The sequence below is a fragment of the Roseibium sp. genome, from assembly GCF_025698965.1.
In the GTDB taxonomy this organism is placed as follows: Bacteria; Pseudomonadota; Alphaproteobacteria; order Rhizobiales; family Stappiaceae; genus Roseibium.
This window is the reverse complement of record NZ_JAILWL010000016.1, coordinates 17,992-28,870: the sequence shown is the minus strand read 5'-3', so window position 1 is coordinate 28,870 and position 10,879 is coordinate 17,992. Positions and strand designations below refer to the sequence as shown.

General features: G+C 57.7%; 11 protein-coding genes. 2 read left to right on the top strand and 9 right to left on the bottom strand.

Annotation, left to right across the window (positions count from 1 at the left end; all coding sequences use genetic code 11):
• A partial coding sequence (locus K5905_RS02680; RefSeq protein ID WP_297580065.1) for an integrase core domain-containing protein occupies window positions 1-142 on the top strand: 142 nt, incomplete at its 5' end.
• A gap of 636 nt (window positions 143-778) precedes the next feature.
• On the opposite strand, the gene K5905_RS02675 is transcribed toward K5905_RS02680, so the two are convergent.
• Genes K5905_RS02675 through K5905_RS02640 form a run of 8 tightly spaced genes read right to left on the bottom strand, consistent with a single transcriptional unit; the run spans window position 779 to window position 9,078 of the window.
• Window positions 779-1,642 carry a dioxygenase gene (locus K5905_RS02675; protein ID WP_297580059.1) on the bottom strand — a complete coding sequence of 288 codons (864 nt, stop codon included), beginning with the start codon at window positions 1,640-1,642 and terminating at the stop codon, window positions 779-781.
• A 34-nt stretch (window positions 1,643-1,676) separates the two neighbouring features.
• Window positions 1,677-2,684 carry a branched-chain amino acid ABC transporter permease gene (locus K5905_RS02670; RefSeq protein WP_297580062.1) on the bottom strand — a complete coding sequence of 336 codons (1,008 nt, stop codon included), beginning with the start codon at window positions 2,682-2,684 and terminating at the stop codon, window positions 1,677-1,679.
• A 38-nt stretch (window positions 2,685-2,722) separates the two neighbouring features.
• The gene (locus K5905_RS02665; protein ID WP_297580056.1) at window positions 2,723-3,586 is read right to left on the bottom strand and encodes a branched-chain amino acid ABC transporter permease; all 864 of its coding nucleotides are present in this window, start codon (window positions 3,584-3,586) and stop codon (window positions 2,723-2,725) included.
• On the bottom strand, window positions 3,583-4,296 hold the full coding sequence (locus K5905_RS02660; protein WP_297580053.1) for an ABC transporter ATP-binding protein: 714 nt from the start codon (window positions 4,294-4,296) through the stop codon (window positions 3,583-3,585). Before K5905_RS02660 ends, K5905_RS02665 begins: the two co-directional genes overlap by 4 nt.
• Window positions 4,293-5,012 carry an ABC transporter ATP-binding protein gene (locus K5905_RS02655; RefSeq protein WP_297580050.1) on the bottom strand — a complete coding sequence of 240 codons (720 nt, stop codon included), beginning with the start codon at window positions 5,010-5,012 and terminating at the stop codon, window positions 4,293-4,295. The genes K5905_RS02660 and K5905_RS02655 overlap by 4 nt, the downstream gene beginning before the upstream one ends.
• Window positions 5,013-5,066: 54 nt before the next feature.
• Entirely contained in the window at window positions 5,067-6,326 is a 1,260-nt protein-coding gene (locus K5905_RS02650; RefSeq protein ID WP_297580048.1) for an ABC transporter substrate-binding protein, read from the bottom strand.
• Window positions 6,327-6,360: 34 nt separating this feature from the next.
• The gene (locus K5905_RS02645; RefSeq protein ID WP_297580045.1) at window positions 6,361-7,419 is read right to left on the bottom strand and encodes a maleylacetate reductase; all 1,059 of its coding nucleotides are present in this window, start codon (window positions 7,417-7,419) and stop codon (window positions 6,361-6,363) included.
• A 9-nt stretch (window positions 7,420-7,428) separates the two neighbouring features.
• Window positions 7,429-9,078, bottom strand: a complete 1,650-nt coding sequence (locus K5905_RS02640) for a bifunctional 3-(3-hydroxy-phenyl)propionate/3-hydroxycinnamic acid hydroxylase (protein ID WP_297580042.1) — start codon at window positions 9,076-9,078, stop codon at window positions 7,429-7,431.
• A gap of 272 nt (window positions 9,079-9,350) precedes the next feature.
• On the opposite strand from K5905_RS02640, the gene K5905_RS02635 reads away from it, so the two are divergent.
• Window positions 9,351-10,010 carry a TetR/AcrR family transcriptional regulator gene (locus K5905_RS02635; protein ID WP_297580039.1) on the top strand — a complete coding sequence of 220 codons (660 nt, stop codon included), beginning with the start codon at window positions 9,351-9,353 and terminating at the stop codon, window positions 10,008-10,010.
• Between the two features lie 20 nt (window positions 10,011-10,030).
• Here K5905_RS02635 and K5905_RS02630 read toward each other — a convergent pair whose 3' ends face one another.
• Window positions 10,031-10,789, bottom strand: coding sequence for an IclR family transcriptional regulator C-terminal domain-containing protein (locus K5905_RS02630; protein ID WP_297580037.1), 759 nt, complete (start codon window positions 10,787-10,789; stop codon window positions 10,031-10,033).
• Window positions 10,790-10,879 lie beyond the last annotated feature (90 nt).

The window sequence follows — 10,879 nt, the reverse complement described above, 5'->3', positions numbered from 1 at the left end:
CTCGACCCTGGCAGAAGCCCGGCACATCATCGAAGACTGGCGGCAGCACTACAACGCACTCAGGCCCCATTCGGCTCTGAACTGGCTCACACCAGAAGAATTCGCGAAACGAGAGCAACCCGTATTGGACACCGCGGCATGAAAATGCCATCTCTCAAAAACTAACTCGAGACTGGCATCAGTCTGGGGAGAGCGTCGTTGGAAGCGATCGAGATGTGGGGAACTTTCTCCCAGTGGTAGATGGAACCGATGCGGAAGCTAGCGGTGTTGATCATGTTCGTCTCCATCTCGTTTGTGTTTCGATAGGACGTAAACAGGCGCAGGTTCTGACGTGGAGCCATCACCGCAGACCAGGTTGATGTTACCCTTTCTGTTAGCCGGCGACGTCTATAACAAAGCCTCGCCGTAAGAAACCGCGGCGAAGCTCTACGGCGGTTTTTGGGAACGCGTTCAAAGTGAAACTGATACGGCCATTGTCGTGATCGCCGGCAATCACGATTCGGGGCAACTCCTTGGTACGAAATCAAAGCTCTTTGACCGGAAACGCATCCGTTTTACTGTCCTTATGAACGGACGAGCGCCCGCTTAACAGAAAGCTTTAAATAGCAACTCAAACCGCCTAGAGAATGGCCACCAGGAATAGTAGAGATCAATCTGCGTTTCGATAGCGTGACACTGGCGCAGATTCGATGCCGAGCCACGTCAAAAGCCTGGGGCTGGTGCAACGGGCGTGGACAGCAACCCCGCTGGAGCGAAACGATCTACCAAGCCAACAGGACTAACAGGCCTTTGGAGGCGGGTCAGAGCTTTCCGGTACCATGACGAAATCGAATGGCGAACGCCATTCTGTTTCGCCTTTGATGAGTTCGAATGATGCGACCAAAGTTTCCTTCACGCCGAACACCGTGTCATCAGAGATGTAGTCATCGTCGCCGACGAAAGTGTGGGTCACAATTGTTTTGTGGCCCGGCGCAGTCACCATGAAATGAACATGGGCCGGCCGGTATGGATGGCGCCCTAGATGACCGAGCATCTGGCCGACAGGCCCGTCGTCGGGGATCGGGTAGCTCACTGGCTTGATACTGGTGAATCGGTAGATGCCGTCGGAACCAGTGATGAATCTCCCACGGTTGTTCCATTTTGGAATTTCGCCGGGCTTCTGCACGTCATAGAAGCCTTCCGCATCGTCCGACCAGACGTCGATACAGGCGCCCTCGATCGGCTCGCCGTGGATGTCGATCACCCGACCTTCGAACAGGCAGCTCTCACCTTTGCCATCGAGATTTATGCTGTCGCCCGCTTGGTGGATCGGCGCATCTTTCACGTGGAAAGGACCTAGGACCGTGTTCTCTGTTGCCCCCGTCGGACGTCGATTGTTGATCGCGTCGACCAGCATTGACAACCCGAGCGTATCCGACAGCAGGATGAACTCCTGGCGTTCCTCAGAAGAGATCTGTCCGGTTTTCGTGAGGAAATCGATACCACACTCCCATTCCTCCTGGGTAAGTTCGACATCCTTGGCAAACGCGTGCAGGTACTTGACCACCGAGGTCATAACCTCTCTCAGGCGCGGGTTTGTACCGTCAGCCATGCGGGCATTGACGGTTTCGGCCGACCCTTCCTCCGTAAAGTACTTCGTCACGGTGCTTATCCTTTCCTTGAGTAGACGTGGGATTTCAGCTTGAATGCGCTGACCGGGGCGGCAGATGCCTGAGCGGAAGCAATTCGATCCCGGTTTTGTCGGCAAAAAGCCCCCAGAGCCCGCGGTGTGCGAATAGCATGACCGCGATGCCAATGAGCCCGAGCACGATTAGGTAGATTGTGCCGTAGTCAGCAAGGGTGCGTTGAAGGATGTAGAAGACGATCACTCCCACGATCGGCCCCGGTAGAGTGCCTACCCCACCGATCACGGTGATGAAGATCACGAAGGCCTTCCAGTCGACCACCGAGAAGGCAGCTTCAGGCGTTACCCTTGTGATCTGAATGAATAAAAGCGCCCCGCATACGCCGGTTCCCGCGGCTGTCAGCAGAAAAATCCAGGCTTTCAATCGGGTCGGGTCGACGCCGACAGAGCGCGCCGCACCGACATTGTCGCGAATGGCCTGCAAACCCAGACCAGCCTTGGAGCGCAAAAAGACATAAGCGGCTGCCAGCGTGCCGAGTGCCAGAACGAGTGCCAGCCAGTAAGTCAGCGCGTCTGACGCCGCCGAAGAACTGACGTCGAGAGTGTCCTTGAGCCACTGCACACCCCACATGTCCTTGGTGGTGCCCTTCGGCAACGATGTGCCGGTGCCCCCGCCAAGTGCCTTCCACTGCGCCAGGACCAGACGCACGATTTCCGCCAGGACCCAAGTTGCGATAGCGAAGTAAGCTCCGGAAAGGCGGAATGTAAAAATGGCGACCGGTACGGCAACGATCATGGCCACGGCACCACCGGCGAGAATACCCCAGAGCGGATCGACGTCCAGCAGAATAACACAGGCGAACATCGTATAGGCCCCAAGGCCGACAAAGGCCTGCTGACCGACGGAAACTAGCCCGGCAAATCCCGCCAGCAGGTTCCAGTTGAGCGCGAGCACAAGCAGTGTCAGCACGCCGAACAAGTCCTGCACCATGGCACGCGATCCAATGACCGGGACGACAAACAACATCAGGACGGCAAGCAGGCCGAAGCCGCGTATCATCATGGTCCGGAAGAGTGTTTCAGGCACGGTTACCCTCCTCAATCGTTGGCCCGCGGGAACAGCCCGCGCGGACGGAAAAGCAGGATCAGAACAAAAGCCAGATGCCCGGCGAGGATCTGCCATGCAGGATTGATCGCCGCTCCGAGCGCCTGTGCGATCCCGATGATGATGCCGCCCACGAGCGTTCCCCAGAGGCTGCCGAGGCCGCCAATGATGACCGCCTCGAAGGCGTACAACAGTCGCGCCGGGCCGATAGACGGATCGAAATTGGCGCGGATGCCAAGAAAAAGCGCGGAAATCGTCGCGACGACCATGGCCAGCCCAGTGGCAATGGCAAAGATGTTGTCCGGGCGAACGCCCATCAACCCCGCCGTCACCGCGTCGTCAGACGTGGCACGGAATGCGCGGCCAAGCGCTGTATGGAAAAACAGGTAATTCAGAGCGAGGATCACGACCACCGCCATCACCAACGTCAGCAGCGGCATGACCCCCACGGCCACCGGTCCAAGTGTCAGGGATTGCGCCTCGATCGATCCTGCGGAAAGCTTCTGGCTGTCCGCGCTGAAGACTTCCAGGAGACCATTCTGGATAACGACCGACAGGCCAAAGGTAACCAGGAGCGGGGGCAGGATATCATCGCCGAGCACACGGTTGAGGACATAGGTCTGCAGTGCCCAGCCAACTGCGAACATGATAGGAGCCGCGATCAGAGCGGCCATAAAGGGCCCGAGCCCGAGCGAAGACATAATGATCAAGATGACAAAGGCGGCCAGCACGATGAGATCGCCATGTGCCAGATTGACCAACCGCATGATCCCGAATACGAGGCTGAGACCTGCAGCAAAGAGCGCATAAAGCCCTCCGAGCAGGACGCCCTGCAAGATGGTGTCAATCCAGATCATGCATTTACTCCGAAATAGGCGTTGTGGATGGCGTCGCGGGGAAGATCGGCGGGGCAGCCTTCCAGGGTGACCCACCCCTCCATCATGCAATAGACACGATCCGCAACCTTCATCGCCTGGCCGATGTCTTGCTCGACCACGACAATGGCAGCGCCACTTCCCTTGATCTGAGGAAAGGAGCCGTAGATTTCTTTGATGACGACAGGCGCGAGACCGAGGCTGACCTCGTCGCACAGCAGCACATCGGGATTGGACATCAGCGCGCGGCCGATGGCGACCATTTGCTGCTGGCCGCCTGAGAGCGCTGTGCCTGGATGGTGGCGCCGCTCTCGCAGGACGGGAACAACTTCAAAGACGCGCTCCAGTGTCCAGTAGCCATTGCCCTCGCGCGCATGCGCCCCGATCAGCAAATTTTCCTCGACGCTGAGCGAAGGAAACAGCTTCCGCCCCTCCGGCACCATCGAGATGCCGCGTTCGAGTATTTCAGGCGCCGGCAGCGTGCCAATCGCTTCGCCTCTGAAGCGGACTGCCTCTGAAGCGCTCGGCAGAAGGCCGGTGATTGCACGCATCAGGGTCGATTTGCCAGCGCCGTTGGCGCCGATAATCGCAATGGTCTCGCCTTCTTCGACCTTGATGTCGACACCAAAAAGGGCCTGGAAGTCGCCGTAGTGGGCCGTCAGGCCATGGGTTGCAAGAAGCGGTTCGGTCATACTTCGATTCCCAGATAGATTTCTTTCACCTCGGGCGAGTTCATGACGGCATTGACCCCTCCCACCATCAGCATCTTGCCGAAATTCAGCACCGCGAGCCGGTCGACGACGGAGGTCAGCGCGTGCAGCACATGCTCGATCCAGATGATGGTAGTCCCGTGCCTATGGATGCCTTTGATTGTGCGGACGAGATCGCCACATTCCGCGTCGGTGAGCCCGCCAGCGATCTCGTCGAGTAGGATCAATCGCGGCGACGTTGCCATTGCACGGGCAAGCTCCAGGCGCTTACGTTGAAGGAGAGGCAGGCCGCCGGCGGGCTCTTCGATCACCTGAAGGAGCCCCGTGCGTTCGATGATGTCGACGCAAAAATGTGCAGCCTCGGACCTGTGTAGATTGCCGCCGAACTGCGCAGCGACCAGCAGGTTTTCGTATACGCTCAGATGCGTGAATGGCTGCGGTATCTGAAACGACCGCCCGATACCGGCACGAACCCGATCCATCGCGGTAACCCGCGTCACGTCGCGCCCATCGAACTCCACCGTACCTGCATCGGGTTTCAGATTGCCCGTGATCAGATTGAACAGTGTGGACTTGCCCGCACCGTTCGGCCCGATGATCCCCAAGGCTTCTCCCCGCTCAACCTCCAGCGTCACATCGTTCGTGACCTTGAGCGCTCCAAAGGATTTGGACACCGACTTGAGTGCCAGAATTGTCATTATTTCTCTCCAGGGGAGGATGGCGCCGACAAACAGAGCCGGCGCCCCATCGCCTCAGTGCAAGGCCTCGAGCGTGCCGCTAAGGGGTATGGGAGCGTTCCCGTTTTCAACGATTACCAGGTCAAACGCACCGTCGTTGAGACGACGCCACTGGCCTCCGACCAGGGGCGTCTTGGCGACATTCTTGCGCGCAAAGGGAGGCAAATTTTCACGACCCCAAGCAATTTTACCCACCACTGTGTCGATGTTAGTGTTCGCTATTGCTTCCGCCAGATCATCTCCATCTGTCGGATCCGACGCACGCTTTATGGCATCGGCCGCAACCTCGAACAGGGCATGCGTAAATCCAACCGGTTGCGTCCATTGCCGCTGTGCAGACGCTTCAAATCCTGCAGCAAGATCTGCGCAGGTTTCTCCAGTCAGCGAAGACGAAAACGGGAACGTGGGCGTCCAGTAAACCTCGCAGGTCAGGTTGTGTCCCAGGTCGCCAAGCTGTTGAACGCTCTCGGGAAAGAGCAACGCCTTGGCGACCGACGCAATCTTGGGATTGAAGCCCTGTTGTTTGGCTTGTGTCCAGAACGTCGTGAAATCCGGAGGGATTGGAATGCCGGTGAAGATTTCAGCATCAGCCTTTTTGAATGCGTTGATTTGGGCGCTGAAATCGTCCGTCAGATTCTGGTAGCGGCCCGGATCGACAAGGTCAAATCCGACTTCGGTAGCGGCTGGCGGCATACCGTTTGGTCCAGCCCAGGCATTGCCGTCTCCGTCATTGGGCCAAAGCGCGCCGATCACACCGTTATTCTGGATCTTGCTCCACATCTTCAGGAAGATGGATACGTTGTCTTCCAGCCCCCAGAAGAAGTGGTAGGCATAGTCGAAGTCCTGCCAGCTTGCAGGGTCGTTGGGATTGCCCTGCTGACCGATAAACCACGGCTGCCAAGGTGCGACCGAAGAGATGACTGGAATTTCTTCCGCTTCGGCGATTGTGCAGACCGGGTTCGTCGTCTCGGGTGTGGAGGCCACACAGATGAGATCAACCTCGTCGCGCACAATGAGTTCGCGGGCAACTTCAGCCGCCTTATTTGGATTTGACTGGCTATCTTTCACGACAACTTCGACATTCAGCCCCTGCTTGGCGGCGGCCTTGACGAATTGATCGATCATATAGGCGTCGGCTTCGGAAAAAGCCGAAAGCGGGCCCGATTGCGGACTGACATAACCGATCCTGATCGCCCGCCCCTGGGCAAGCGCCGGCATCGCCAATGTTGCCGTGGCCGCAACGCCGGTTTTGAGCAATGTTCTTCTGGTAAGCATGTTACTTCCTCCCTCTTTGTCTGCGGTCATTCCTCTATTCCGGCCGCCGCCCCTCCCAGGCATGCTCGAGCAATGTCCTGATTGCGGCTTGCTCGACCGGACGTGGATTCCAGTAGGGGTTCTTCGCTGCCAGATTGGCGGCTCGGTCCAGATCGGATGCGTCTAGTCCGAGCGTCCTCAGGGCAAGCGGCGCCCCGAGCCCTTTTGCGAATTCCCAGAGTCCACTGCCGATGTCACCGCCGAACAATGCGGCAAGATCCTTGAGCTCAGCGGCTGCAGCTACAGCGTTGTAGGCGGCCGTATGAGGCAACAAAATCGCATGGGTTTCGGCATGTGGTAGATCGAAGGAACCACCCAGCGTGTGGCAAAGCTTGTGATGCAGCGCCATGCCGACCGTCCCGAGAACGGTGCCGCAGAGCCATGAGCCATAAAGCGCATCGCTGCGTGCATCCATGTCGGCAGGGTTCCGGACAATGGCCGGAAGCGCATCGCGCAGCGCCCGAACGCCTTCAACCGATTGCAATGACGATACCGGGTTGCGGTCTCGCGCATAGACCGCCTCAACCGCATGCGCAATCGCGTTGAGAGCGGATGTGACACTCATTTCCACAGGAAGGCCGGTTGTCAGTTCCGGATCGTAGATCACGACCTCCGGCAGGACACGCGGATCCCTCAAGGTGGTTTTGACACCCTTGTCAGTCTGGCCCAGGATCGGCGTCACTTCCGATCCGGCATAGGTCGTGGCGACCGCGACATGCGGGCAACCGTTGCGATAGGCAATCGCCTTGCCGAGACCGATCGTGGAGCCGCCACCAAGAGACACGACGGAATCAGCGCCGTATTTTGCGAAGAGAGCCATCGCACGTTCCGTAACGTCCATCGGCGTGTGCATTTCCGCTTCAGAAAATACGCCGGCGGCCAGGCTGCCCAGGCTTTCGGCCAGCTGGTCCGCGTCGCTCCTTTGAAACGGTGTGGACAGTACCAGGGCGCGGTTTGCTCCCTGTCCGCAAATCTCCTCGGAAACCCGGGAAATGGTACCCCTGCCGAACACGATCCGGGCGGGGTTGATGTTAAATGTGAATTCTTGCGGCATAACCTGTCCTCAAGCTGCTGCGACCGCCGAAGCAGATTTGAGATCAAGCTCGGCTATCACTTTGTCGAAGCGTGATTGAAGATCGCGCGGTGTGTTTGCGGTTACCGCGACATAAAAATCTGGGCGGACCAACACGTACTTGGCGTTGATATCCGCCATCCAGCGCGCATAGACACCGTTACAGTCGGCCACTTCAGCATCGCTGACCGGCGCACCGACGGTTACGCCGAAGCCTTCGAGTTCGGAAAGCTGCAAGCGTTGCTGCTCGGTCAGTGCAACAAGGGGATCGGTTTCGTAACCGATCAGCACCCATCCGTACCCCACGGCCTGATCGAAACGGCCAGTTCGGCCCTTGTAGTGGACCACCCCCTGAACCGACAGCTCACCGGCATGTGCACTGTCTGCACACCATGCACCGGAACCAAGATGACAGACGTCAGTGGGCACGGGTACGTTGTTGCGTGCCTTCAGATCGGCGATCATCCGGGCGTCTCGTTCGGCCGCTTCGGCTTCGTCGCTAATGCAGATGATATTGCCCAGTTCCTGACTGAAATTGATGTAGTGCTTGGCGTGTTCCTTGCGCTCGCTCGTATAGGTTTCAAGCAGGTCCAGACCGCACTTGCCTTCAAGGATCGCGTTGAGGCGCCAGGCCATGGCCACTGCATCGCGCAGACCGGCACACATCCCCTCGCCGGCAAATGGAGGCATCAGATGCGCAGCATCTCCTCCGATCAGACAGCGACCTTTGTGCCACTGCATTGCCCAACGGGCCTGGAAACGGTAGACAGCTGCACGTTCAAGCTCGGAGTTTTCAGGCGTAAGCCCCCATGGCTCCAGAAGCTTCCATGCATGTTCCGGCTTTTGCAGTTCGGTGGCATCTTCATCCGGCAGTACCATGAATTCCCAGCGCCGTCGGTCTGGGTCGCCCTCGGAAGGACCGGGACCGCCGGGAACCACCGTGGTCGGGCGCCTGGGATCACACAGCTGCCACTGCGCAGGATCGTCCGGCCGAGAAGCGCAGTAGTCGAAGTCGGGGATCATATCGAGGATCAGCCAATCGAAGAAATAGCCTTTGTCGTCGTTTTCGATGCCAAGGCTTTCACGCACGAAACTATTGGCACCATCAGTTCCTGCGACGAATTTTGCCCGAACGATCTTGTGTTCACCATCGGGTCCGTATTCCTCGGGATTCTGCTTCAGTGAGAGGGTGACGCCTTCGCGGTCCTGGTCCAACGCAATGCCTTCCCAGCCGCGCAGGATGGTGATCGAAGGCTTTTTAGCTGCCATTTTCAGAAGTCGTTTTTCCAGGAGCGGCTGGTTGAACCAGTATCGAACGCGCCAGCCACTGGCCGACTGGCTCTTCCAGTCGACGATCTGCAGGTTCTTACCGTCGCGATTACGCCAGTAGTAAAGCTCGTCGTGGAAATTGATCGCCCGGTCGGATTCGGAGTCAATGCCGAGTGTGGCCAGGATACGGGCGATCTCATGGTCGTAAGTAACTGCTCGCGGAAGACCGTAGTGGTTTGTCCAACGCTCGACCAGCGTGACTTCTTTACCCTGGTTGGCCAGAAGGATCGCCAGCATCGTACCGACTGGGCCGGCACCGACGATTGCTACGTCGGCATCAAAGGGCTGCGCAATTCTTGAATCGGTCAACATGTTCTCCTCCCGAGCTGATCTCCAAACCCGGCGGCGACGCACGACCTATATGCGAGCCAGCCCGGCTCTTTAAAAATCTGCACAAAAATGAATGATCGTCAAGTTTGATTTATGATCACTTTTGACGAAAGTCCATTTTCACCCTCCAAAAACATCTAAAGCCATTTGAAAATTCACATATATTCTAATTACCTATCGCCAAAAGCGCCTCCTCTCACTTGTGACTTGGCTCGTTTCCGAATACAGTTCAGTTTCGAATATTGGAGACATCTGTGGCCCTACCCCCAACCAAGTCCGAAGGCCGTGTTGCGCGGCGCCAGAGACGCAATCAGAACGCACTGATCACCGCGGCGCGCGAGATCATGATGGAAAAGGGGGTGGACGCGGCGACCATGCTGGAGATCGCCGAACGCGCCGATGTAGGGGCAGGCACCGTTTACAATTATTTCCGTTCAAAGGACGAGCTGGCGATTGCGGTGCTTGAAGACCTTATGCATGAGCTCGCGCTACGGATCGAACAAGTGACAAATACCTTCGAGGACCCTGCCCAAGTTTATGCCTTCGGCATTCGGACTGTCCTAGACACGGCGACCGGCGATGTCCGTTGGGCCCAAATGCTCAATCGCTCGGAAGTGATTGCCGATGCCATGTTCCGGAAGATGGGTCCCTTCGCTATCCGGGACTTGAGGCTGGCGTCACAGGCTGGACGTTTCGAAGTTGCCAACGCCGAACTTGTCTGGCGCCTGACAACGCATGCACTCATTGGAGCCAGTTTAGCGATCACGAAAGGCGACTTACCCGAGGGTAGCAAGCAGCAAATCATCGCCAAACTGTTGTGCATGACGGGCATCGGTATCAATGCGGCTGTGGAACTTGCAGCCCGCCCTCGCCCCGAGCTCTCACCAGAAGGGACGATTGTGAGGCAGGACTAGGGCTATCAGGTCTGATCGGCTTAGTGCAGGACCCGCCGTACGCCGGCCTGGACCTTGAGAAGCGCAGGTAGGTAGCTCACGGCCAGGTCCTCTATGCTCGCCTGAGCCGCAGCCATTCCTGTGTTAAGCGCAGCCACCACTCGATCGCGACTGTTAAAGATTGGAACGGCGAGTGACCTGAGACCGATTTCTACTTCTTGATCAATCACAGCATGGCCTTGAGTGCGCACCTCGGCAATTCGGATCATGATCTCATCAGGATCGGTCAGACTCAGCGACGTGCGCGGGGTCAGGTCCGAGCGTTCAATGATGGCTCGCCCCTCCTCCTCCGGTAGGGCTGCCAGCAACACCCGTCCCATGGAGGTACAATGAGCCGGCAATCTGGAGCCAGGTGACAAGCCGATCGACATGACTCGCTTTTGCGCGGCCCGTGCCAAATAGACTATTTCTGTTCCATCTAGGATTGACACAGAACAGGACTGGCCGATCTGTTCGGTCAGCTGATCGAGCCACGGTTGAACGACCTGCGGCAATTGCAGCGAAGCAAGTGCTCCCAGCCCTAGCCGCAAGGCACGAGGTGTCAAGGTGAAGAATTTCCCGTCGTAATCCGCGTACTCCTCATGATGGAGCGTCAACAGGCAGCGACGCGCAGTCGCCCGGTCGAGGCCGGTAGCGTCAGCCACATCCGAGATCGACAGCCGGGAGGCTTCAGCTCCGAAGCATTCGATCACCTTCAGCCCTTTCGCAAGCGAGGCGATGTGATCAGTGGGTTTGTTCATAATGCGCACAGAATTGAACACCAGCTGAACAAATGTCAACATGTGAACAAATTTACTGGCCAAACTTGGTTGTGAACGCATAGAAAACTT

What these genes read in the sequence shown, in the direction of transcription:
- K5905_RS02670 (WP_297580062.1), bottom strand. Translation starts at nt 2,684, where the DNA reads ATGATACGCGGCTTCGGCCTGCTTGCCGTCCTGATGTTGTTTGTCGTC.
- K5905_RS02665 (WP_297580056.1), bottom strand. Translation starts at nt 3,586, where the DNA reads ATGATCTGGATTGACACCATCTTGCAGGGCGTCCTGCTCGGAGGGCTT.
- K5905_RS02660 (WP_297580053.1), bottom strand. Translation starts at nt 4,296, where the DNA reads ATGACCGAACCGCTTCTTGCAACCCATGGCCTGACGGCCCACTACGGC.
- K5905_RS02655 (WP_297580050.1), bottom strand. Translation starts at nt 5,012, where the DNA reads ATGACAATTCTGGCACTCAAGTCGGTGTCCAAATCCTTTGGAGCGCTC.
- K5905_RS02650 (WP_297580048.1), bottom strand. Translation starts at nt 6,326, where the DNA reads ATGCTTACCAGAAGAACATTGCTCAAAACCGGCGTTGCGGCCACGGCA.
- K5905_RS02645 (WP_297580045.1), bottom strand. Translation starts at nt 7,419, where the DNA reads ATGCCGCAAGAATTCACATTTAACATCAACCCCGCCCGGATCGTGTTC.
- K5905_RS02640 (WP_297580042.1), bottom strand. Translation starts at nt 9,078, where the DNA reads ATGTTGACCGATTCAAGAATTGCGCAGCCCTTTGATGCCGACGTAGCA.
- K5905_RS02630 (WP_297580037.1), bottom strand. Translation starts at nt 10,789, where the DNA reads ATGAACAAACCCACTGATCACATCGCCTCGCTTGCGAAAGGGCTGAAG.